General features: G+C 62.0%; 22 protein-coding genes. 5 read left to right on the top strand and 17 right to left on the bottom strand.

What is annotated here, in order from left to right:
• The first annotated feature begins 52 nt into the window (after positions 1 to 52).
• Positions 53 to 355, top strand: a complete 303-nt coding sequence (fliE, locus tag D9M09_RS20410) for a flagellar hook-basal body complex protein FliE (protein ID WP_230502628.1) — start codon at positions 53 to 55, stop codon at positions 353 to 355.
• A gap of 145 nt (positions 356 to 500) precedes the next feature.
• On the opposite strand, the gene D9M09_RS20405 is transcribed toward fliE, so the two are convergent.
• The 12 genes from D9M09_RS20405 to D9M09_RS20350 form a co-directional block, all read right to left on the bottom strand.
• The gene (locus tag D9M09_RS20405) at positions 501 to 1,247 is read right to left on the bottom strand and encodes a flagellar brake protein (protein WP_121670249.1); all 747 of its coding nucleotides are present in this window, start codon (positions 1,245 to 1,247) and stop codon (positions 501 to 503) included.
• Between the two features lie 25 nt (positions 1,248 to 1,272).
• Positions 1,273 to 1,599: an EscU/YscU/HrcU family type III secretion system export apparatus switch protein gene (locus D9M09_RS20400; protein WP_035821344.1), complete on the bottom strand. Its 327-nt coding sequence runs from the start codon at positions 1,597 to 1,599 to the stop codon at positions 1,273 to 1,275.
• Positions 1,592 to 2,770 (bottom strand): flagellar hook-length control protein FliK, encoded by a 1,179-nt coding sequence (locus D9M09_RS20395; protein WP_121670248.1) that lies wholly within the window; start codon positions 2,768 to 2,770, stop codon positions 1,592 to 1,594. Before D9M09_RS20395 ends, D9M09_RS20400 begins: the two co-directional genes overlap by 8 nt.
• A 26-nt stretch (positions 2,771 to 2,796) precedes the next feature.
• Positions 2,797 to 3,123, bottom strand: coding sequence for a flagellar protein FliT (locus tag D9M09_RS20390; RefSeq protein ID WP_121670247.1), 327 nt, complete (start codon positions 3,121 to 3,123; stop codon positions 2,797 to 2,799).
• A 3-nt stretch (positions 3,124 to 3,126) separates the two neighbouring features.
• Positions 3,127 to 3,573 (bottom strand): flagellar export chaperone FliS, encoded by a 447-nt coding sequence (gene fliS, locus D9M09_RS20385; RefSeq protein ID WP_070222372.1) that lies wholly within the window; start codon positions 3,571 to 3,573, stop codon positions 3,127 to 3,129.
• 22 nt (positions 3,574 to 3,595) lie between these two features.
• Positions 3,596 to 6,277, bottom strand: coding sequence for a flagellar filament capping protein FliD (gene fliD, locus D9M09_RS20380; protein WP_240453431.1), 2,682 nt, complete (start codon positions 6,275 to 6,277; stop codon positions 3,596 to 3,598).
• Positions 6,278 to 6,508: 231 nt separating this feature from the next.
• Positions 6,509 to 6,880, bottom strand: a complete 372-nt coding sequence (locus D9M09_RS20375) for a flagellar protein FlaG (protein WP_121670246.1) — start codon at positions 6,878 to 6,880, stop codon at positions 6,509 to 6,511.
• An 84-nt stretch (positions 6,881 to 6,964) separates the two neighbouring features.
• Positions 6,965 to 8,476 (bottom strand): flagellin, encoded by a 1,512-nt coding sequence (locus D9M09_RS20370; RefSeq protein WP_070312021.1) that lies wholly within the window; start codon positions 8,474 to 8,476, stop codon positions 6,965 to 6,967.
• Between the two features lie 342 nt (positions 8,477 to 8,818).
• The gene (locus D9M09_RS20365; protein WP_070222378.1) at positions 8,819 to 10,390 is read right to left on the bottom strand and encodes a diguanylate cyclase; all 1,572 of its coding nucleotides are present in this window, start codon (positions 10,388 to 10,390) and stop codon (positions 8,819 to 8,821) included.
• 201 nt (positions 10,391 to 10,591) lie between these two features.
• Complete coding sequence (locus tag D9M09_RS20360) at positions 10,592 to 11,239, bottom strand: response regulator (protein ID WP_034753998.1); 648 nt, start codon at positions 11,237 to 11,239, stop codon at positions 10,592 to 10,594.
• Positions 11,240 to 11,269: 30 nt separating this feature from the next.
• Positions 11,270 to 12,772 (bottom strand): sensor histidine kinase, encoded by a 1,503-nt coding sequence (locus tag D9M09_RS20355; RefSeq protein ID WP_240453430.1) that lies wholly within the window; start codon positions 12,770 to 12,772, stop codon positions 11,270 to 11,272.
• A gap of 17 nt (positions 12,773 to 12,789) precedes the next feature.
• The gene (locus tag D9M09_RS20350) at positions 12,790 to 13,377 is read right to left on the bottom strand and encodes a hypothetical protein (RefSeq protein ID WP_070222380.1); all 588 of its coding nucleotides are present in this window, start codon (positions 13,375 to 13,377) and stop codon (positions 12,790 to 12,792) included.
• A 115-nt stretch (positions 13,378 to 13,492) separates the two neighbouring features.
• On the opposite strand from D9M09_RS20350, the gene greB reads away from it, so the two are divergent.
• Complete coding sequence (greB, locus tag D9M09_RS20345) at positions 13,493 to 14,059, top strand: transcription elongation factor GreB (RefSeq protein WP_070222382.1); 567 nt, start codon at positions 13,493 to 13,495, stop codon at positions 14,057 to 14,059.
• Between the two features lie 71 nt (positions 14,060 to 14,130).
• Positions 14,131 to 14,775 carry a transposase gene (locus D9M09_RS20340; protein ID WP_071653818.1) on the top strand — a complete coding sequence of 215 codons (645 nt, stop codon included), beginning with the start codon at positions 14,131 to 14,133 and terminating at the stop codon, positions 14,773 to 14,775.
• A gap of 61 nt (positions 14,776 to 14,836) precedes the next feature.
• On the opposite strand, the gene D9M09_RS20335 is transcribed toward D9M09_RS20340, so the two are convergent.
• From D9M09_RS20335 to gmk, 3 genes are all read right to left on the bottom strand, one after another.
• Positions 14,837 to 17,119 (bottom strand): RelA/SpoT family protein, encoded by a 2,283-nt coding sequence (locus D9M09_RS20335; RefSeq protein ID WP_121670245.1) that lies wholly within the window; start codon positions 17,117 to 17,119, stop codon positions 14,837 to 14,839.
• Positions 17,120 to 17,201: 82 nt separating this feature from the next.
• On the bottom strand, positions 17,202 to 17,405 hold the full coding sequence (rpoZ, locus tag D9M09_RS20330) for a DNA-directed RNA polymerase subunit omega (protein WP_010400723.1): 204 nt from the start codon (positions 17,403 to 17,405) through the stop codon (positions 17,202 to 17,204).
• Between the two features lie 58 nt (positions 17,406 to 17,463).
• On the bottom strand, positions 17,464 to 18,102 hold the full coding sequence (gene gmk / locus D9M09_RS20325; protein WP_099408925.1) for a guanylate kinase: 639 nt from the start codon (positions 18,100 to 18,102) through the stop codon (positions 17,464 to 17,466).
• A 199-nt stretch (positions 18,103 to 18,301) separates the two neighbouring features.
• Between gmk and D9M09_RS20320 the strand changes: the two genes are divergently transcribed.
• Complete coding sequence (locus tag D9M09_RS20320; protein WP_071650226.1) at positions 18,302 to 18,712, top strand: DoxX family protein; 411 nt, start codon at positions 18,302 to 18,304, stop codon at positions 18,710 to 18,712.
• Between the two features lie 15 nt (positions 18,713 to 18,727).
• On the opposite strand, the gene D9M09_RS20315 is transcribed toward D9M09_RS20320, so the two are convergent.
• Positions 18,728 to 19,054 carry a hypothetical protein gene (locus tag D9M09_RS20315; protein WP_070222386.1) on the bottom strand — a complete coding sequence of 109 codons (327 nt, stop codon included), beginning with the start codon at positions 19,052 to 19,054 and terminating at the stop codon, positions 18,728 to 18,730.
• 3 nt (positions 19,055 to 19,057) lie between these two features.
• On the bottom strand, positions 19,058 to 19,948 hold the full coding sequence (locus D9M09_RS20310; protein ID WP_070222388.1) for a YicC/YloC family endoribonuclease: 891 nt from the start codon (positions 19,946 to 19,948) through the stop codon (positions 19,058 to 19,060).
• 302 nt (positions 19,949 to 20,250) lie between these two features.
• Here D9M09_RS20310 and rph point away from each other — a divergent pair, with 302 nt between their 5' ends.
• Positions 20,251 to 20,979: a ribonuclease PH gene (gene rph / locus D9M09_RS20305; RefSeq protein WP_046685905.1), complete on the top strand. Its 729-nt coding sequence runs from the start codon at positions 20,251 to 20,253 to the stop codon at positions 20,977 to 20,979.
• Positions 20,980 to 21,051 lie beyond the last annotated feature (72 nt).

The following is a 21,051-nucleotide window of genomic DNA, read 5'->3' as shown; positions in this document are numbered from 1 at the left end:
ATCGGGAGGCGAAGTGAAAACAGGCGGTATCGATAGCAGCAGGATCGAGGCGATGATCGCGCAACTGAAGTCGGCGGCCACGCGGCCGGAGGCGAAAATACCGGCGATCCAGACCGAGATGCCGGCGGCGAAGGTGAATTTTGCCGATGCCTTCAAGAGCGCACTGGATTCCGTGAGCGGCGCGCAACAGGCTTCGTCGGCGCTGGGCCAGCGCTTTACCATGGGTGACGAAAAGGTCAGCCTGTCGGACGTGATGGTATCGATGCAAAAGTCGAGCATCGAATTCCAGGCGACGGTGCAGGTAAGGAATAAATTAGTTGCTGCATATCATGAGATCATGAATATGCAAGTTTAACGTATCGCCAAAGCCAAAGCTACTGCGCGGCGCGCTTTGCGGCCTGCGATGCTCGCTGTGCTACAGCACAGCTGCGCGTCTCGGCCGCAAATCATCGCCGCTCGCTACGCTTTTGCGAAACGTTAAGCTTTGACTCTGGATTGAATTAACCCAGCCCCGCCATGCGCGCATTGCGTTCTCGTTCAAGGCGCGTGATATAGCGCTGCACGTGCGCCAGCATGCTGCGCGGCAGGTCGACGAACTGGCAGCCGAGGCGGCGGTTCAGCTTATTGTTGAGCAGGGTCATGTCCAGCGAATTGCGAATTTGCAAAGTCGCGGTGACGATGCCGACATCGGGCAGGTCGATGCGGCAACCGGGATAGTCCCTGCCGATGGTTTCGCCCAGCATCAGTTTATTGTCGAGGATGGCGATGCCGCCGCAGCTGATGTCGGCCAGCGGAAACAGGGTGTCGGCGCCGCCCAGCGAGGGCGGCAGGGGAATCGAGACGCGCACGGGATTGCTCACGGGCGTCGTCATGCGGTAATACTCGCGCCGCTGCAGGCGGATCAGTGTTTCAGGAATGGCAATTTTCAGGGCGGGCGTGCCGCCATGGTTGCACTCTTCCACCAGGGCGCTGGCAAACAGGATGCGGATCTTGTCGAGCGAGGTTTCAAACGAAATGCCGGTGGCGGCCACCATGCGCCGGTTCTGGTCGGCGTTCACGGAACGGTCGAGGATGACGGTGTTGTGGTCGGCATCGACTTCCAGGATGGACGTGACGCACACATCGGACTCACCGTGGATCAGCATGCGGATCAGCTGGTTCTTTTCGCTGATGCTGCGCAGCAAGGCAATGATTTCCCGCCGCGATTCCACTTCAAAATCATGCCAGTTTTCGAGACCGGAATCCATAATATGTGCTTGCATTGATGCCTGTCTATGTATCGGTGAGGTTGACGCTGGTGTCGGGCGGCGGCGGAATCGGCCCGCCATTCGCAGATTCAATATGATATAACCAGGCCAGCAGTTCCGCAATCGCCCGATACAGGCCGGGCGGAATCTGGCGGTCCAGGTCGACATCCATCAGCAGCGCCACCAATTCCTTCGACTCATGCACGAAGACGCCATGTTCGCGCGCCGTGCTGATGATCTGGTCCGCGATCAGGCCGCTGCCCTTGGCCACCACCTTGGGCGCCGGCGTGCCGCTCTGGTAAGCGAGGGCAACGGCTGTCTGCGGCACCTTGCGCTTGGTGTCGTCAAGCATCGTCTTCTCCAGCCGCCTGCGGCTTGCCGGCGATCGTCAACGATGACAATGGCCATCCGGCTGCGGCCAGCGACGCTTCCAGCCGCGCCGCATGCTGGCGCAAGGTATCGGCGCTGCCTTCGCTGCCCGCTTGCAGCTGGATGGCCACGCTGCCGCCCTGCAACACCACGTGCGCGGCCAGGTCGCCCAGCAGGGGGAACTGGAAGCGCACATTGCTGCGCCAGGCCGTCGCTTCCTCGTCGGCGTCACGGCTCTCGTGCTGCTGTCCTTCCGGCGCATCGCGGCTGATATCCCATTGCATCTTCTGCCCGGGCCAGGCTTCGCCCTGCCATTGCACGCGCGCCTGTTCGTGCGTATGCAGCTGCAAATTGATCAGTTGCGCCGATGCCAGGTCGGTGCCCGTCCTGACGACGTCGCCCTGTGCCGCCTTCTGCATTTGCGGTTCCAGCAACAGCGAGGCCAGCGGCCGCTTGCCCTCGGCCCATTCGGCCACATGCGATTCATAGAACAGGCCGCTGCTGCCGACGGCATCCTGCAGTTCCTGGGCCACCTGGGCCGGGGCGGCGTTTGGCGTGGCCATCAGCGGCGTCTTGCCGACCAGGGACAGGGGCGCGCCGGGCACGCTTTCCGCCTGGCTGAGCACTGTGCTGATGGCGCGCGCGGTGGTGCTCAGCTCCGGCGCCGGCGTGTCGCCGGCCAGGGTGGGCAGCAGATTGGCCGGCGTCAGCGGTGCGCGGCTGAGCAGGGTGGCGGCCGTGCTGCTGGCGCGCGTGCCGGCCTGGGCGGCGCCGGCCTGGGGGCCGCGCAGGTCGGCAGCCTCGGGCTCGGCTTCCGCGTCCGCATATGTCAGCAGGGCGCTGGCGGGCTGGTCGCGGTTATTGCCGATTTGAAAAGAAGGGCGGGGATTGATGCCAATCAAGGTCAGCGGGATTTCCGTGCCCGCCTGGGCGCCCGCGGGCAGCTGCATGCGGGCTGGCGTACCGGCCACGCGCACGAGAAAGCTGCCGTCGCCCATGCGGGCCAGCACCTGTCCCTGCATGGATTTGCCGATCAGTCCCTGCAGCGAGCGCTGGAACTCGGCCTGGCGCGGGTCGGCGACGGCATCGGCAGCCCGCGTGGGCTTGACCGGGGTCAGGGGCGTCATGCCGATCGCATCCATCTTCGGCAACATGATAGCTCGCCTTGCCCCGTGGGCGTTTAGACGCCGTAGGCGTTGGCCAGGCGCCGCTCGGTGCCCGTGCTGTTGATCAGCTTGGACAATTGCGCCATCCACGGCATGGTCAGGTCGCGGATCTTGCGGTCGTCTTCCAGGATCTGCTTGATCAGGGCGACCTTGCGCTGGCGGCCGGCGGTCTCCAGCACGACTTTTTCTTCATTCGCCTTCAGCGCGGCCACATGCGCGCTGATGCGCTGTTCCAGCGCTTCGAGCTCGTCCCAGTCGGCGTTGGTGGCGGCGGTCACCATCCGGCCCGTCAGGGTCTGCATGGCTTCGTAGGTGGTCAGGACTTCTTGGTGGGTCATCATGGATCAGGCGCTCGCAAGGCTGGGCATACGTTTCAAATCGGCGCCGGGAATGGCGGCCGGCGTGGCGCCGATGGCGTTCCAGGTTTCGCGCAGGTCGGTCAGCAGGCGCTGTACTTCTTCCAGCATGCCAAGATCGTTGCGGATGTTGGCCGCCAGCAGACGCGCGCTCATGTATTCATACAGGGCGTCGAGGCCTTCGGCGATCTGGCCGCCCACTTCCTTGTCCAGGCTGGCGCGCAAGCCATTGTCGATGATCTGGATGGCTTTCGAGATGGATTTGCCCTTTTCCGGGATGTTGCCTGAATTCATGTGCATCTGCGCGCTGAGCACGGCCACCAGGGCGCCGTCGTACAGCATGACGATCAGCTTGTGCGGCGAGGCCGAGCCGATGCCCGTTTCCAGGCCGACCTTGGCATAGGCGTTGACGCCGCGTTGTTGGGTTCCAAACATATATTTCTCCTGATGATAGCGCTTAACGGTTGGCGGCGATGGAAGCCAACTGCTGGGTCAAATAAGTTTGCGTGGACTGCAATTTGCTTAGCGTAACGTCGAGGCGCGTGTATTGGGCGCGGTAGCGTGCTTCGATTTCGGTCAATTTTGCGCTGAATTTGTCGCGCTGCGCCGCCACTGACTTCAGGGTTTCATTGATGCCGTTCGTGCGTCCGGTGATCATGCCATCCGTGCCCAGGAAGGAAGTCGCCAGGTTGTTCAATTGGTAGGCATACCCTTGCGAAAAGCTGACCGTGCCGCGCGAGCCGATGACGCCTCCGGTGACTTCAATTTTCAAGCCTTCGGCTGGCGAGCCCGGGGCGCCCGTCAGGGTCTGGCCCGAGCCGACGACCGGTTGCCCGCCCAGCGTACCGGCCACGTCGGTGCCTTTGACGGGTTTGGCTGCGCCAAACAGGGTTCCAATGCCAGTCCCGGTGTCGCTGCTCACGGCGAGGTTGGAGACGGAACCATAGCGACTTGAGGAAAGGACCAGTTTGCCGGTGCCATCGATCGCGGCGGAAACCGTGGTGCCATTGTCCGAGAAAGCTTTGATGCCGTTGATTGATGACTGCACCAGTGATGCCAGTTGCGTGGGGGTATAAGTGCCAGCCGGTATCGTCACCTTGGCCGTGTTCTTCGCGGCCGAGGGTTCCGTATCGTTCACGGTGACATTCCAGGTGGTATCGCTGGCAATCGTGGTGCTGGCCGGTATGGCAGCATCCGATGTGAGCGAACCCTGGCTGGCCATCGTGGTGATGGTCAGGTCATAGGTCCCGGGCTTGGTGGCCGCGGTCGAGCTGGTAAACGCGACGTTGCTGTCGCTGGCCTTGCCGATGGCCGAGAACAGGCCGGCGATGTCGCTGAAGTTCGCGCTGATCGCCTTGTCGAGTTTGCTTGTATCCAGAGTCAGGTTGCCATCCTTCTGAAAGGAGATACCCACCTGGCTCAAGGTGTTCATGCTGCTGCCCAGGCCTGTAATCGGCACGCCCAGCTGCCGACGCAACTGGGTCTGGATCGATTGCACGGTGGAGTCGCCGAGCAGAACCCCGCCGGTCTTGGTATCGGGGTTATACGCCGTCATTTTGCCGATCGCGGTGTTCAGATCGTTGTAGGCCTTGACGAAGGCGGTGATGCTGGTTTTGACCGTTGTTGTATCTTTGGCCACCGACAGGCTGGACGTGCCAATTTTGGTAATGCCCAAGGTGACGCCTTCGATCGCCGTATCGACGCTGTTCGAACTGCTGGTGATGGCGATGCCGTTGACGCTGAACATGGTGTTCTGGGCCGCGCTGTTCTGTTTCAAGTTTTGTGCGCCAGCCACATCGTAGGCCAGCAAACCGCTCAAGGCGCTGTCGGCGGGCTGGCCATCACTGCCGCTGAGTGTGATCTTCATGGCTGAATTGGCGCCCGTCTTTGTCGAGCTGAGCACCAGGTGATACGGCTTGTCGCTGCCATCGGAAACGATGCTGGCGGTCACGCCGAGACTGGCGTTGTTGATGGCGTCGCGTATGCCCTGCAAGGTGTTGTTGGTGGAGTCGATCACCACCGAACCAGTGGCTTGCGTGCCATCCTGCGTGAAGCCCGTATTCATATAGGCGCCGCCCGAACCTGCCGTCAGTCCGGCTGCCGCTGGATTGCTGCCGGCGATGGTGATGGGGCTGGCATTGCCCGAAGCCAGGGTGATCGAACTGGCAATCGTCACGTTCGAACCGTTGTTGGCGGCATTGGAGGCATGGCCGATGCCGCCCATGGTGCTGCCCGTGACCACTTCCTCGATATTGATATTGGAACCATCGGCGCGCGTAAATTGCAGATTGCCGCCGGCTGCCGTGCCTGTGACGGTGATATTCGCGGCGGCCAGCGCGTTTGAGACGGGATTCGGGCCCGCCAGTGTCGTATCGAGCGAGGCGGCCGTGATGCCGCTGCCTGCGGCAACGCCGTTGCCTTGCGTAACGATCTCGATGCCGCCAACCGACAGTGAATACGTGCCATCCGCGCCGGTGGCAATGTTGCCGAAACCGGTGAACATGCTGGCGCTGCTGGCCGTCGGCTGGGCAGTGGCCGTCACGCCTGTGGTGCTGCTCTTGGCGTTGATGGCGTCGGCCAGCGCACGCGCGCTCTTGGTGCTGGCATCGGTCGGGATGGCCGTGCCATTGATAATCAGCGAGCCGTTGCTGACGCCCGTGAGCAGGGTGCTGCCGCCCAGTGCCGTGCCTGTTACACCAAATGTGCCGCCGGCGAGTGCGCCAAGCTGGAAGGACACCGTGGTCTTGGCGCCGCTGCCGATGGTCGACAGTTTGCTGGCCATGCCGCCGGACGTCAGTGTCTGCGCCTGGGCCAGCTGGGAAACATTAATGTTGTAGCTGCCGGCCACTGCCTTGGCGCCAGCGCTGGCCGACAACACCAGCGGGTCCGATGGCGTGGCGCTGACGGCGCGGAAGTTATTCGAGTTGGTCAGTGCCGACAGCGAACTCTGAAAACTGCTGACGGAACCGCTGAGCGTTCCCAGCGCGCTGAGCTTGGCCTGGTAGGACGCTGTTTTCTTGTCAAAGGTATTCAGTGGCACGGCTTCGGCCGCCATCAGCTTGTCGATGATGGCGTTCACGTCCAGGCCGCTGGCGCCGGCGGCGATGCCAACGGATGAAATTGTAGGGGTGATGGCCACGGAATGCTCCTAGGAAAACGCTAATATAAGCTGTTATCGGCAGAATCAATCAGGACTTGAGAGGGGGAATTACCGCGCTGTTTTCAGGCGAAACAAAAAGGCGGGAGGAAAAAAGGGAATATTGCTGTATTTGCAATAAAATACGAGGCCCGGTAGTCAGGCTACCTGGCCCCGGTAAACTGCTGATGCGTGCTGCCACGATGCTGCGCTTCCGTGGACAATGCCATCATCTTATGCGCTTTGGCTAATCAGGGAACCCTTGGCCGAATCGAACGTCTTGGCCAGCTCCAGCGCTTCCCGGGTGGGAATCTGGCGCAGCACTTCTTTGGTTTCCTGGTCGATGACCTTGACCACTGTGCGTTGGCTGTCCTCGTCGATGGAAAATTCAATGCCTTGCGTTTTTATTTGCGATGACTGGTTCAGCTCCGATACCGCCTTGTTCAACTGCTCGCGGCTGGGTTCTTTGCTGACTTGTTGTGGTGCAGCTGCGTCGTTTTCCGTCGTCGTGCGTGGCGTTGCCGGGCGCGCCGCCGACGTATCCGTCGCGGTGTAACTCTTGTCTATCCTGGCCGCGGAGGCGGCCGCTATCGTATCGATAGTCATGGTGCTCTCCTAGTGAAAATTCCCCTGCCGAAAAAATCCGGCAGGGGAATCAGAGTCCTACGCTGTTGCCTGGCTAATCGGAGATTAGCCGCGCAGCAGACTCAGGACGCCGTTTGGCAGCGAGTTCGCTTGCGCCAGCATGGCCGTACCAGCTTGTTGCAGGATCTGGCCGCGGGTCATGTTGGCCGTTTCCGACGCAAAGTCCGTATCGACGATGCGGCTGCGCGATGCCGACAGGTTTTCCGTGGTCGATTGCAGGTTCGAGATCGCCGAAGCGAAGCGCGATTGCAATGCACCGTACTGAGCACGTTGGCCATTGACCGTCGACAAGGCTGCATCGGCGATTTTCAAGGCCAGCTGAGCGCCATCGAACGTCGTGATGTCGATCGACGCGACGGACTTCAGTGACGAACCTTGGTTGCCGGCGCCTGCACCAGTCGCACCCAGACCCAGACCGGAACCGGCATCGGTGACGGAGAAGCTGCTGTCCGAGTCGAACGTCACGGTGCCGTTTGCAACAGCGACACCTGCAGCGCCTTTGTTATCGACCGCTGTGGTCTTGGTGCCGTCGAGCTTGTAGCTTGCGACATCGAACTTGGTGTTCGCAGTAGCGCCGTTGGTGAGCTTGATGTCAGCGCCATTGGCATTGCTCAGCTTAATACCGCCGTTTTTCGTGTCGTACTGAGCCGTCACGCCGGTCTTTGCCGATTGGGCATTGATGGCGTTGATGCCTGCTGCGAAGTCGGTGGCGCTGCTTGCGCTGCCGCCCACTGCGAAGGACACGGTGACAGGAGTCTGGGCTGGATCGTTGTCCGATGCGATCTGGAACGAGTACGATTCGGCGGCCAGGGCCAGGTTGGTTTCCGTTTTTGCCGTAGCGGTGACACCGGTAGCGCTGGTTTTCTGGTTGATGCCAGCAGCGATCGATTTAGCCGTGTCCGACAGGACAGCTGGAGGACCTACGGCAGCGGTAGCCGTAGTGTAGGTGGCGGAACCGAGCTTGCCGTTGATGGTGATGGCTTTTGCATCGGCAACGTTGGTTGACGTTGCTTTGACTGCAACAGCATCATTCTCAATACGGTTGTTGCCGTAGGTATTGGTCAGGAAGTTTGCGCCGCTGGCCGAAATCAGCTGATTCGCGTCCGCGCCGACCTGGAAGTTGGCCGTGCCCATGGTGCCGTCCAGCAGCGCCTGGCCGTTGAACGAAGTGGTTTGAGCGATGCGGTTCAATTCCGAACCCAGTTGACCAACCTCGGTTTGCAGAGCCTGACGGTCGCTCGACGAGTTGGTGGCGTTCGACGATTGAACTGCCAGTTCGCGGATACGTTGCAGGATGTCGCCCGAGCTCGACAGTGCACCCTCGGCCGTTTGAGCCAGCGAGACGCCGTCGTTTGCATTGCGGGTTGCCTGCGTCATGCCGCGGATTTGCGACGTCATGCGGTCGGAAATCGCCAGACCAGCAGCGTCATCCTTGGCGCTGTTGATGCGCATACCGGAAGACAGACGTTGCAGCGAGGTGGTCAAGGCCGATTGCGACGTCGACAGGTTGCGCTGTGAGTTCAGGGAGGCAATGTTGGTATTAATTACTGCAGCCATGTTAATTCTCCAAACAGATACTACATTGTGCTAAGTGCCGTTCACTTTGGCCTGCCCCGCTGTTCCGGGACAATCAAGCCGCTGTTGTTTAGGGTAACGGTTGCTCTGCGGGAAAATTTATAGCGGAAAGTGCTTTAAATTTTAATTTTTAGCCCTTCAGTTTGCTGCTGGCCGCGCGCTAAACGACGGCGTTTGAGAAAACTTGAGGGTAAAAATAGTTTTATTTTCATATCGCGCGGACGCTGGCGGCATGCTGCAGGGGGTGAGGGGTGTTGTTGTTTATGCCATGAAAAATGCCGTCCGGCCGAGTGGCGGGACGGCATGTGGCGAAGCGGGCGGGCGTCAATCCGCCACCACCACCCGATTCTTGCCCGTCTGCTTGGCCTGGTACATGGCGCGGTCGGCGCGTTTGACGAGTTCGGCCTGGTCTTCGTTGGGCAGGCGCAGGGCCACGCCGGCGGAGAAGGTGATCAGGACTTTTTCGTTGTCGTGCAGGAAGAAATGCCGGGTCAGCTCGCGTTGCAGCCGCGTCATCGTCGATGAGGCCGCTTCGACCGTGGTTTCCGGCAGCAGGATGAGGAATTCCTCGCCGCCGAAGCGGGCGATGACGTCCATCGAGCGCAGGGTTTCCTTGACGATTTTCACCAGGTGTTTCAGCGCGGCGTCGCCGGCCAGGTGGCCATAGGTGTCGTTCAGGCGCTTGAAGTCGTCCAGGTCCAGCATGGCGATGCACAGCGGCGTGCCGCGGCGGTCCGAGCGGGCCGTCTCGCGCTCGAACACGTCGTCCAGGCCGCGACGGTTCAGGCTGCCCGTCAGCTGGTCTTCCCGCACCAGTTCGCTCATATGCTGGAGCTTCGCTTCCAGCGTGTGGATACGCTGTTCCGCATCCTGCACTTCCTGGCGCGCCAGCACCATCTTGTCGCGCGCGCGCAAGGCCTCGTTCTGCACCATGCGCGTTTCGCGCAAGACTTCGTCGAGAACGCTGTTCAACTCGCTGATATTTTCCGCCTGGCTGATCTTTTCCGAATAGCCGCCGATCTTTTCGTGGAAGTCGCCCGTGCTGGCCGCCACTTGCCCCAGGCGGTCGATGAAGGTCATCATCATGTTCTTGACCGTCAGCTTGACGTCGGACAGGCTGTGCTTGAGCTGGCTTTGCTTGTAGATGACTTCCTTCAGGCTGCGCGTGGCGTCTTCCAGCGCGCGCTGGTCGAGCGGACCGGCGATCAGGTTCTGCACGGCGTCGACCTGGCCGCGCAGCCAGCTGTCGTCGTCGAGCAGCTGGCTGACGTTGTCGAGCAGCAGCTTGAACAGGCGCAGCAACAATTCCTGCTGCTCGGCCGTGTCGCCGCTTTTCAGTTCGATCTGGTAGCACAGCTGTTTCAGGCGCAGGGCCGCTTCGTTCAGCGCTTCTTCCGTGTGGGCCAGCTTGATGGCCGCGCCCAGGGACTCTGCCTCTTCCACCAGCGCGGGCGTGCCCGTCAGCAAGGTGGCGACGGCAAAGCCCAGGGTGCGGCTGAGCAATTCACGCAGGGTGCGCGTCTGTTCGCCGTCCGGCAGGGGCGGCAATTCGATGCCGCCGCTTTTCTTGACCTGTTTCTCGGCCAGTTGCGCCAGGGTACGTGCATAGCCATCCCAGTCGCGCGCTTTCAGGGCGCGCTGGAAACGCTTGCCAAAGTCGCCCAGTTCGCCCGCCGATTCGCTCATCTTGGCGGCGAATTGCGTGAGGACGTTTTCCGCGCCGCTCTCCGTGGGTGCGCTGGCGGCCAGTACGGCTCCCGGCGTAGCCGGCGTCTCGGCCGCTTCGCTGATGCCCGCGATTTCATTGTAGATGTCGCGGTAGGCGCTCGGCGTGGGGGCGATGCGGCGCGTGGCCAGGCGGCGAAACGCTTCGCGGGCGATATCGGCCGGGTTCATCGCCGCAGCGGCGGCGGTATTCGTGGCGCCAGCGGGAGCGCCTGCTGGTGAGGATGGCAATTTACTGGACATGTAGGCACAGCCTTTTTAGATATTTCTCATTATCCTCATGATATGCGAGTTGGCAAAGAACTTATTGTGCGAGAAGCAAGGAGAAGTCCTGTCAATTCGCCCGATGCCAGCGGGCATGCTGCTTTGCCGTCAATCCACCAGCTGGTTGCGGATGGCGTAATGCGTCAGTTCCGCGCTATTCTTGAGCTTCATCTTGACCAGCAAGCGGGCGCGGTATTCGCTGACGGTTTTCACGGACAATTTGAGCTCTTCGGCGATGGCGCCCACCGCCTTGCCCGAGGCAATCATGACCAGCGTCTGGTACTCGCGGTCCGACAAGGTGTCGTGCAAGGCCGTTTCGTGGTCTTCGCCCACCGTGTTGGCCAGTTCCTGCGCCAGCGAGGCGCTGATGTATTTCAACCCTTGCGCCACTTGCCGGATGGCCGTGACCAGCTCGCGCGGCGCGCTCTGTTTCGTCAGGTAGCCAGCCGCGCCCGCCTTGAGCGAACGGATGGCGTACTGGTCTTCGCGGTGCATGGACAGCATCAGCACGGCCAGTTCCGGTTTTTCCTTTTTGATCTGCTTGAGTACCTCGATGCCGCTGCGGTCGGGCAGGGAGATGTCAAGCAACAACACCTGGCATTTCGAGCCGCGGAACAGTTTGATGGCGTCGTGGCCATTTTCAGCTTCGCCGGCCACGATGATGTCTTTCGTGTCGGCGAGGATTTGCTTCAAGCCTTCGCGCACGATCGCGTGATCGTCGGCGATGAATACCCGGATGGTGGCTTTTTCTTTCATGACTGCATTGTTTCCTATCTAATTCACCCACTAGGCCGCGTCTGGCGGCGGCCCGCTGTGCGCGGGCGCACTGGCTGCAGCCGCTATTATCGCCTCTCGCGGGGTGGTCAGACGGATTTTTATGCTCAGGATGGTGCCGCCGTCCGGCCCATCCATCAGGCTCAGGCTGCCGCCCAGCGCGCTGGCCCGTTCGGCCATGCCGCGGATGCCGAACGACTGCGGCTTGGCGCGGTCGGACAGGCGCATGCCGACGCCATTGTCGGCGATGGTCAGGCTGATATGCTGGCGCTGCCTGGCCAGGCGCACGCTGACCTTGCTCGCCTGCGCATGCTTGGCGATATTCGTCAGCGCCTCCTGGGCGATGCGGAACAGGCTGGTCGCCTGGTCCAGCTCCAGTTCGATGTGCTGGCGGTTGGAAATGAACTGGCACTCGATGCCGGCCTGGCGCGCGAATTCCTTGACCTGCCAGTCCAGCGCGGCGACCAGGCCCAGGTCCAGCATGGACGGGCGCAAGTCCAGCGAAATGCGGTGCACGGCATCGATGCTGCGGTCGACCAGGGCATCGACATAGTCGGCCTTTTCCTGCAGCAGCGGGTCGTCCGGCGGCAGGCGGCGCGCCAGCATGGCCAGCGCCATCTTGATCGCCGTCAAATTGCCGCCCAGGTCATCGTGCAATTCGCGCGCCAGGCGCGTGCGTTCGTGTTCCTTGACCTTGTCGATATGCGCCGTCAGCTCGGCCAGGCGCGCGCGCGACTGGCGCACTTCGATCTGTTCCAGCCGGCTTTCCGTGATATTCGTCATGATGCCTTCCCACTGCACCGTGCCGTCGGCCAGCGCGCGCGGCGTCGAGCGCAGGTTGATCCATTTGACGTCCTTCCAGGCATCGATCCAGATCCGGCCTTCCCAGTTCCAGCTCCACAAGGCGCTTTTTGAGGCTTGCATCGATTCCAGATACGAAGCGCGGTCGTCGGCCAGGATCAACTGGTAAAACAGTTCCGGGCGCGCGTGCAGCAGCGCCGGGCTCAGGCCCAGCAGGGCCTGGCAGCCTTCGCTCAGGTAGGCAAAGGACGCCCGTCCATCCGCATGCAGGCAGAACTGGTACACGAGGCCCGGCGTATTCGAGACGATGGCGTTGAAGCGCGACTGCACCTGCGCCAGGGCGGCGGCCGTCGCCTGCGGCGTGCGCAAGTCTTCGCCCTCGGCCAGCAGCAGGGGGCGCCCCTGGCGCTGGGCGCGCGACAGGTGCAGGCTGAGCGAATACAGGCTGCCATCGCGGCGCCGCTGCTGCACGTGCAGCCTGGCTTGCGCGCCGATGCTGTCGTCCAGGGTGGCCAGCACGGCGGCCAGCTGCTGCGCGTCGAGCTGCGGCGCCAGCGTGAAGGGCGTCATCGCCAGCAATTCCTTGCGTGCATACTGCAAGTTGTCGCAGGCGGCATCGTTGGCGTCCAGCAATTGCAAGCTGGCCGCGTCGTACAGGTAGATTTCCGGCGCCGCCGCGCGCAGGGCGGGGGCCAGCCGGGGAGTGTCGTGCATGGAGTTGCCTTTCTTCATCAGCGGCGGGCGCGCCAGAAGGCGGCAAAGCGGCGCAGCACCCTGGCTGGGCGGGAATTATGACGCCCTGGCGTGCCCTTGCGCAAGCGCTGCCACCAGGCGCGGCGGGCGCGGCCCAGCGCGGCCGACAGGCGGCTGACACGGCGCCACGGGCGCGTGGCGCGCAGCCGGGCGATCCAGCGGTCCTTGGTTTCCATGAAGAGGCCATGCCAGCGCGCAAACCACGGCAAACTGAGCAGGGTAGGGCGCGTCAGCGAATACAGGCGCGCGACGGCGGCCGCGCCGCCCAGCTTGGCGATGACGATCACGCCGATGCCGGAAAACGCATGGCCGCGCGCGATCGCCAGCAGGGCCAGTAGCTTGACGGGAAACAGCAGCACGGCCGGCAGCACGAAGATGGCCAGCGCCCAGTACGGCGGCAGGCGCTTGATCCACGCTTCAAGCGCATGCAGGGGCGGAAATTGCGACACCACCTGCATGATGCGCGCGCCCGTCGCCCATAGCCATTCCTCGATCAGCAGGCAGATGGCGGCCAGGTAGACCAGCGGCGCGAACAGCCAGCGCCTGACTCTGTAGATTTTTTTCATCCGTCTCCGTGTGCGGCCCACGTTTGCCGCGATTGCCACGATGATACGTCAAAAAAGCCCGCCTGCGCCCGCATCCCGTGTGCCCATGGCTTCCTGGCGGGGCTACAATAGGCGGATGAATAAAGCCTTTGTAAAAGAATCGGACAACGACGACGATGAAGAAGCGGTCGCGCTGGCGCTGGCCATTCCCGCCGGCGCCAAGAACTACATCACGCCGGCCGGCTACCAGCGCATCAAGGAAGAGCTGCTGCAGCTGATCGACGTCGACCGTCCGGAAGTGGTGCGCATCGTCCATTGGGCGGCGTCGAATGGCGACCGTTCGGAAAATGGCGACTATATCTATGGCAAGCGCCGGCTGCGCGAAATCGACCGCCGCATCCGCTTCCTCACCAAACGCATGGACCTGGCCGCCATCGTCGATCCCAGCGTGCACCATGGTAACGACCAGGTGTTTTTCGGCGCCACGGTAACCTACCGCACCAGCGACGGCGAAACGCACACCATCACCATCGTCGGCATCGACGAATTCGACCCCCTGAACGGCAAGATCAGCTGGGTCTCGCCCATGGCCCGCACCATCACCAAGGCGCGCGAAGGCGACGTGATCACCCTCAACACGCCGCTGGGCGAGCAGGAACTGGAGTTGCTGGAAGTGACGTATCCGGCGCCGGGGGAGGGGTAAGCTTGCGGTGACGCAGGACGCCAGAGGCGCGCGCTGGCACACTGACCATTCAGTTGGTATCAGGAGTTGCCATGCCCCGTCGCCTTCGGCTCGTCTTGCCCGGCGTTCCCTTACATGTGGTGCAACGTGGCGTGAATCGCCAAGCCTGCTTTCTTGATGGGCAAGACAAGCAGCGTTATCTGGATTATCTGCACAGTTGTTTGGCGCTTGCACCATGCCATCTGCATGCGTATGTGCTGATGAATAATCATGTGCATCTATTGCTTTCCACGCAAAGCACAACGTCCCTGTCGTTGCTGATGAAAATGCTGAACCAGCGTTATGTGCAGTATTTCAACTGGCGTTATGGCCGCACCGGCAGTTTGTGGGAGGGCCGCTACAAATCTTGCTTGGTACAGGGCGAGCGTTATTTATTGATTTGCCAGCGCTATATCGAACTTAACCCTGTCAGGGCCGGTATCGTGGCATTGCCTGGTCAATATTGCTGGTCCAGTTATCGAAGCAATGCGCAGGGCGTGCATGATGATCTGCTGTCTCCGCATTCTTTATATATGCAACTTGGATGTGATGTGCTTGAGCGGCAAAAGACATACCAATCGTTATTTCAGGATGAATTAGGCGATCGCTGCATCGGACAACTGCGAGAAGCAGTCAATGCTGAATTTGCGGTGGGGGATCAGGCGTTTTTACGACGCGTTGCGGAACTGAACCGGTAGCCCGCAGCGGAGATCCGGGGTCAGACCCGGCGGGTCTGACCCCAGCTTTTTGCCGCGTGAATCAGTTACGCTCGCGCAAGATGCGGTTCACGCCGGCCACTCTGCGCACATTGCGCAGCAGGGCGGCCAGGTGGACCCTGTCCTTGACCTGCACGGTGAAGCGCAGCTGGTCGAGCACGTTGTCCTTGTCTTCGTCCATGCCGACATAGATGATGTTGGCGTCGGACTCGCCGATTTCGGCGGCCACGCGGGCGAGGATGCCCCGTTCGCTGTTGATCAAGACCTTGATGCGGCAGTCGAAGCGGCGGTTCAGTTCGGTTCCCCAGCGCACGGCGATCCAGCGGTCCGGTTCCTTGGCGCGCTGGCGTTTCGCTTGCGAGCAGTCGCTCGTGTGCACGAGCAAGCCCTGGTCGCGGCGCAGCTGGCCGATGATCTGGTCGCCGGGAATCGGCAGGCAGCAGGGCGCCAGTTGCACGGACACGCCTTCGCTGCCGCAGATGGTGACGGGGTCCAGTTCGCTGCCGCTGTTGTGTTCCACGGGCATGCTGGCCGCTTCGCCGCCGATCAAGCCGAAGATGTGGCGCGCCACCAGGGTGGCCATGCGCTTGCCGATGCCGATGTCCGCGTACAGCTCGTCCATGGAATTGGCGCTCGATTCGTTGAGCAGGCGTTCGACCAATGGCGCTTGCAGGTCGGCGTCGATGTTCAGGGTGTGCAGCGCCTGTGACAGCAGTTGCTGGCCCAGGGCGATCGATTCGGGCAGGTTGATCGTGCGCAAGTGGTGGCGGATGGCCGAACGGGCCTTGCCGGTGCGCACGAACGACAGCCACGTCGGGCTGGGGCGCGACGAGGAATCGGTGATGATTTCCACGATGTCGCCATTGTGCAGCTCGGTGCGCAAGGGCGAGGTTTCGTTGTTGATCTTGACGGCCACGGTCTGGTCGCCGATGCCCGTGTGGATCGAGTAGGCGAAGTCGATGGCCGTGGCGCCGCGCGGCAGGGCGATGATCTTCGACTTCGGCGTAAACACGTAGACGGAATCGGGGAACAGGTCGACCTTGACGTGTTCAAGGAATTCGGCCGAGTCGCCCGTCTGCTGCTGGATGTCGAGCAGCGATTGCAGCCACGCATGGGTGCGCTGCTGCAGGTCGGACGGGTTCGATTCGCCGCTCTTGTACAGCCAGTGCGCCGCCACGCCCGATTCAGCCGTGCGATGCATTTCCTGCGTGCGGATCTGGAATTCGACGGGCGTGCCGTACGGGCCGATGACGGTCGTATGCAGCGACTGGTAGCCGTTCAGCTTGCGGATCGCGATGTAATCCTTGAACTTGCCCGGCATGGGCTTGTACAGGCTGTGCAGGGTGCCCAGGGTCACGTAACAGTCGGCAAAGCTGCCCACCACCACGCGGAAACCGTACACGTCCAGCACTTGCGAGAACGACAAATGCTTGCTGCGCATCTTTTTATAGATGTCGTACAGGGTCTTTTCGCGGCCCGTGACGTCGGCTTCGAGCTCGGCCATGGACAAGGTGCTTTTCACCGCTTCCATGATCTTGTTGACCACCTCGCGCCGGTTGCCGCGCGCCGCCTTGACGGCTTTCGCCAGGGTGCGGTAGCGCATCGGATACAGGTGCGAGAACGACAGGTCCTGCAGCTCGTGGTAGATGTTGTTCAGGCCGAGACGGTGCGCGATCGGCACGTACACTTCCATGGTCTCGCTGGCGATGCGGCGTTTTTTCGCCGCCGTCATGAAGTCCAGGGTGCGCATATTGTGCAGGCGGTCGGCCAGCTTGATCAGGATCACGCGCACGTCGGACGCCATGGCCAGCAGCATCTTGCGGAAGTTTTCCGCCTGCGCTTCGATCTGGCTCTGGAATTCGATCTTTTCCAGCTTAGACAGGCCGTCGACCAGGTGCGCCACCGGAGCGCCGAAGCGCTCGATCAATTCTTCCTTCTTGACGTCCTGGTCTTCCATGACGTCATGCAGCAGGGCGGCCATGATGGCTTGCGCGTCGAGCTTCCAGTCGGCGCAGATTTCGGCGACGGCGATCGGATGCGAGATATACGGCTCGCCCGAGCGGCGCATCTGGCCCAGGTGCATTTCGTCGGAGAAACGGTAGGCTTCCTTGACTTTTTTCAGGTCGGCGGGAGACAGGTATTCGGCCAGCTTGTCGGCCAGGTGGCTGACGGAAGCCACGCCGAGGGCGGGCGCTGGCGGTGCTGCGGTGGTGTTGCTGCCGGACGTGCCGGCGCCGGGCGCGGAAGCGCCCTGCGATTTTGCCGCCTGGCGCGAGGCCAGGGGCGGCAGTGCTGCGGAAGTCGTGTCGGCTGGGGTCAGACTCATAAAACGTCGCGTTGCTTCACAGTGTGAATAAAGAATACGGTAGAACCAGGGGTCAGCACTGTTCCGGCACGCGGGTTCCCACTTACATCGGGACCTTTTTCAGCATTTCGATGCCGACTTTACCGGCAGCGATTTCACGCAGTGCGACGACGGTAGGCTTGTCCTTGGCTTCCACCTTTGGGGTGTGGCCTTGTAACAACTGACGTGCGCGATAGGTCGCAGCCAGGGTCAGCTGGAAACGGTTAGGGATTTGCTTCAGGCAATCTTCGATTGTGATACGGGCCATAGTAACTCCTAAAATTTTTGCGTGGTGCTGTGTGAACTGGCGTGCCGTTGCAGCGTTTTTACTCTGCGTGCAGGCCCAGCTGGGCGAATAGCGATGCGTTGCGGGCCGCTTGTTGCGCAAACCGGCAACGGGCCGCTCTCACGATCGCGCTCAGTTCGGACAAAGCGACCGTAAACTCTTCATTGATAATAACATACTCGAACTCGGGAGCGTGTGCGATTTCGCCGCCGGCCGCCAGCAGGCGGCGCGTGATCACGTGCGGCTCGTCCTGGCCGCGCTTGTTCAGGCGTTCTTCCAGCGCATCGATCGATGGCGGCAGGATGAAAATGCCGGCCGCGCGGGGAAATTGCTTGCGCACCTGGCGCGCGCCCTGCCAGTCGATTTCCAGCAGGATATCGGTGCCGGCGGCCATTTGCTGTTCCACCATGATGCGCGAGGTGCCGTAGTAATTGCCGTGCACTTCCGCCCATTCCAGGAATTCGCCCTGGTCGGCGCGCGCGACAAAGTCTTCCGCCGTCGTGAAATAGTACTCGCGGCCATGCTGCTCGCCCGGACGCGGGGGGCGCGTGGTGGTCGAGATCGACAATTTGATGCCGGGCTCTTGCGCCAGCAATGCATTGACCAGTGTCGATTTGCCGGCGCCCGATGGCGCGGCGACCACGAACAGGCTGCCGGAGAAGGCGGTAGGGTGGCTCATGCGGATCTTTCCATTTGCGTGTGATGGCGGCGTGTGCGCTTGCATGGGCGCCGCCCAATTCGGTATTTTACCAAGAGGCAAGGCGGCGAGCCAGCCCTGCGATGCGCCTGGCCGCCGCGCCTGCACATATTTTGCTTGTTATCCTGAAGAAATAGTTATCTAATTTGGAATATTTTTTCTTTATCGACAGGATGTGCGCATGAAAAATTTCCCGTTTCTCAGTATTGCCCAGGCCATGCTGTTGCTGCGCGTGGCCATCGCCGTGATGTTCATGGCGCACGCCATCACGCGCATCGCCAACGGCACCATTCCCCGCTTTGCCGGTTTTCTGGAAGACAAGGGATTTATCTATGGCCTGGCTGTCGTGTGGGCGATTACCATCGTCGAGATCGTTTGCGGCAGTTTGCTGATCGCCGGCAAATACATGCGCTGGGCGGCGGCCGGCCTGATGGTGATCTGTCTTGGCGGCATCGTCATCGTGCATGCGGCGAAGGGCTGGTTCGTGGGCGAGCATGGCGCCGGCGGCGTGGAGTACAGCATCGTACTGTTTGTCGCCTGCGTCGTCATCGCCGCCAGCGACAGGGCGCGCACCGGAGCGCGCCTGGCGTAAGTTGCATGCCCTGGTTCAGCGGGGCAGCCGGCCCAGGGCGATTTCGCCGCTATTGAGCACGATGGCCCGGCCATTCACATCGGTGCAGTCGCGGTTGCTGATGCGCACGATGGCGCTGTCGACCGAGACTTCCGCGCCCAGGTTGCTGCGCGAGCAGATGCGGTAGGAGGCGGCGTCGGCGCCCGTGTAGATGGCGGCGCCGCGTTCCTTGAGAGCGAAACACCCGGAGGCGCAGCCTTCAACCGCATACGGCGACGGCTGCTGCGCAGGTTGCGCTTGCGCGCCTGCCGCCAGCAGCGCCAGGGTGACGCTGGCGAGCGTCAGGATGCGTGGTGCGGTCATGGCTTATTCCAGGTTCTGCACCTGTTCGCGCATCTGCTCGATCAGCAGCTTCAAGTCCATCGAGGCGTCGGCCAGTTCCTTGACGGAGGCCTTGGCGCCCAGCGTATTGGCTTCGCGGTTGAGTTCCTGCATCATGAAGTCGAGGCGCTTGCCCACTTGCCCGCCCTTGGTGAGGATGTGGCGCGTTTCACCCAGGTGGGCCGACAGGCGCGCCAGTTCTTCGGACACATCGATGCGGATGCCGTACAAGATCACTTCCTGGCGGATGCGTTCCATGGCGTCCTGGCGCGACAGGGCCGAATTCGAGCCCTGGCTGGCCAGGCCCAGCGCATCCTGCATGCGCTCGATGGCTTTTTGCTGGAAGGCCGCCACCACTTGCGGAATCAAGGGCGTGATGCGCTTGACGATGGCTTCCATCGCTTCGATGCGCGACACCAGCACCGCTTCGAGCGCCGCGCCTTCGCGCTTGCGGCTGTCGACGAAGGCGGCCACGGTGCGCTTGGTCAGCGCGCCCACGTCCGCCTGCAGGGACTCCTGTCCCACTTGCGCTTCTTCGATGACGCCAGGCCAGCGCAGCAGTTCTGCCACCGTCATGACGGGGGCGGAGACAAAATGCTGGCCCACTTCGTTTTGCAGGCGCGCCAGTTCGGTCAGCAGGGGCACGTTCAGCGCCTGCGTGCCGGCGGTCGCAGCCTTGCGGCCAAAGCTCAGGCGTACCTCGACTTTGCCGCGCGTGATGGCGGACATGACGGCGGCGCGCAAGTCAGGTTCCAGGGCCCGCAGATCGTCGTTGATCCGGAATTGCAGGTCGAGAAAGCGTGAGTTGACGCTCTTGATTTCAATTGTCAGTGTGCCTGCAGCACCTTCGCTGGTGGCAACCGCGTAGCCTGTCATGCTTGAAATGCTCAAAGGATTCCCCGATTTGATCTTGTATACAGTCACTTATACACTTAATCAGCCAGCGCAGGCAATACTGCCCGCGCCGCGAAACAGGACCGAAGTGCCCGATGGCCTGAAAATTGCTGAATAGTGTGCGTTTTACGGCATTGTAAAGAAAATTGTGTTTGGCGGGGCAGGATTGTAGGGATCATGTGTGCGCCGCCCGCCATTGCGCCCTGCGCTGTTGCATGGCTGCAAATGGGCGCGCGCGCGGTGGTAGAATCGCTGCCGCAACCCCAATCACACAGGACATCCCCATGACATTCGAATCCCGCCCGAGCGGCCGCGCCGTCGATGCGCTGCGCGCCATCCGCATCACCCGCCAGTACACCAAACATGCCGAAGGGTCGGTGCTGATCGAGTGCGGCGACACCAAGGTCATCTGTACAGCCAGCATCGAAGACAAGGTGCCGGGCTTCCTGAAGGGCAAGGGCCAGGGCTGGTTGACGGCCGAGTACGGCATGCTGCCGCGCTCGACGCACACGCGCATGGACCGCGAAGCGGCGCGCGGCAAGCAGTCGGGCCGCACGCAGGAAATCCAGCGCCTGATCGGCCGCTCGCTGCGCGCCGCCTTCGATTTGCAGGCGTTCGGCGAACGCACCCTGCACCTCGATTGCGACGTGATCCAGGCCGACGGCGGCACGCGCACGGCCTCGATCACGGGTGCCATGGTGGCCGCGTATGACGCGTTTTCCCAGCTGCAGGCGCGCGGCGCGATCGCCGCCATCCCCGTGAAAAGCTTCGTCGCCGCCATCTCGGTGGGCGTCTACCAGGGCATGCCGGTGCTGGACCTCGACTACGTGGAAGACTCGGGCTGCGACACGGACATGAATGTGGTGATGACGGAAGCGGGCCACTTCATCGAAGTGCAGGGCACGGCCGAAGGCGCCGCCTTCGACCGCGCCGGCATGAACCGCCTGCTGGACCTGGCGCAGGGCGGCATCGCCGACCTGATCGCCCTGCAAAAGCAAGCTCTCGGCATGTAATCTTTACATAGATTTACATGTCTTCGCCCGCTGCGCCGGGCAAAAAGCCCGCACCTGCCGTTTTTTTCGGCA

The organism is Janthinobacterium agaricidamnosum (genome assembly GCF_003667705.1).
Classification (GTDB): domain Bacteria; phylum Pseudomonadota; class Gammaproteobacteria; order Burkholderiales; family Burkholderiaceae_D; genus Janthinobacterium.
Note: the sequence above shows the minus strand (reverse complement) of the source record. Positions and strands in the feature narration are given on the sequence as shown.

What these genes read in the sequence shown, in the direction of transcription:
- D9M09_RS20315 (WP_070222386.1), bottom strand. Translation starts at nt 19,054, where the DNA reads ATGACCGCACCACGCATCCTGACGCTCGCCAGCGTCACCCTGGCGCTG.
- D9M09_RS20405 (WP_121670249.1), bottom strand. Translation starts at nt 1,247, where the DNA reads ATGGATTCCGGTCTCGAAAACTGGCATGATTTTGAAGTGGAATCGCGG.
- D9M09_RS20360 (WP_034753998.1), bottom strand. Translation starts at nt 11,239, where the DNA reads ATGAAAGAAAAAGCCACCATCCGGGTATTCATCGCCGACGATCACGCG.
- D9M09_RS20355 (WP_240453430.1), bottom strand. Translation starts at nt 12,772, where the DNA reads ATGCACGACACTCCCCGGCTGGCCCCCGCCCTGCGCGCGGCGGCGCCG.
- D9M09_RS20340 (WP_071653818.1), top strand. Translation starts at nt 14,131, where the DNA reads ATGCCCCGTCGCCTTCGGCTCGTCTTGCCCGGCGTTCCCTTACATGTG.
- D9M09_RS20395 (WP_121670248.1), bottom strand. Translation starts at nt 2,770, where the DNA reads ATGTTGCCGAAGATGGATGCGATCGGCATGACGCCCCTGACCCCGGTC.
- rph (WP_046685905.1), top strand. Translation starts at nt 20,251, where the DNA reads ATGACATTCGAATCCCGCCCGAGCGGCCGCGCCGTCGATGCGCTGCGC.
- fliE (WP_230502628.1), top strand. Translation starts at nt 53, where the DNA reads ATGATCGCGCAACTGAAGTCGGCGGCCACGCGGCCGGAGGCGAAAATA.
- D9M09_RS20375 (WP_121670246.1), bottom strand. Translation starts at nt 6,880, where the DNA reads ATGACTATCGATACGATAGCGGCCGCCTCCGCGGCCAGGATAGACAAG.
- D9M09_RS20365 (WP_070222378.1), bottom strand. Translation starts at nt 10,390, where the DNA reads ATGAACCCGGCCGATATCGCCCGCGAAGCGTTTCGCCGCCTGGCCACG.
- rpoZ (WP_010400723.1), bottom strand. Translation starts at nt 17,405, where the DNA reads ATGGCCCGTATCACAATCGAAGATTGCCTGAAGCAAATCCCTAACCGT.
- D9M09_RS20350 (WP_070222380.1), bottom strand. Translation starts at nt 13,377, where the DNA reads ATGAAAAAAATCTACAGAGTCAGGCGCTGGCTGTTCGCGCCGCTGGTC.
- D9M09_RS20370 (WP_070312021.1), bottom strand. Translation starts at nt 8,476, where the DNA reads ATGGCTGCAGTAATTAATACCAACATTGCCTCCCTGAACTCACAGCGC.
- D9M09_RS20390 (WP_121670247.1), bottom strand. Translation starts at nt 3,123, where the DNA reads ATGATGACCCACCAAGAAGTCCTGACCACCTACGAAGCCATGCAGACC.
- D9M09_RS20320 (WP_071650226.1), top strand. Translation starts at nt 18,302, where the DNA reads ATGAAAAATTTCCCGTTTCTCAGTATTGCCCAGGCCATGCTGTTGCTG.
- fliS (WP_070222372.1), bottom strand. Translation starts at nt 3,573, where the DNA reads ATGTTTGGAACCCAACAACGCGGCGTCAACGCCTATGCCAAGGTCGGC.
- D9M09_RS20400 (WP_035821344.1), bottom strand. Translation starts at nt 1,599, where the DNA reads ATGCTTGACGACACCAAGCGCAAGGTGCCGCAGACAGCCGTTGCCCTC.
- greB (WP_070222382.1), top strand. Translation starts at nt 13,493, where the DNA reads ATGAATAAAGCCTTTGTAAAAGAATCGGACAACGACGACGATGAAGAA.
- D9M09_RS20335 (WP_121670245.1), bottom strand. Translation starts at nt 17,119, where the DNA reads ATGAGTCTGACCCCAGCCGACACGACTTCCGCAGCACTGCCGCCCCTG.
- D9M09_RS20310 (WP_070222388.1), bottom strand. Translation starts at nt 19,948, where the DNA reads ATGACAGGCTACGCGGTTGCCACCAGCGAAGGTGCTGCAGGCACACTG.
- gmk (WP_099408925.1), bottom strand. Translation starts at nt 18,102, where the DNA reads ATGAGCCACCCTACCGCCTTCTCCGGCAGCCTGTTCGTGGTCGCCGCG.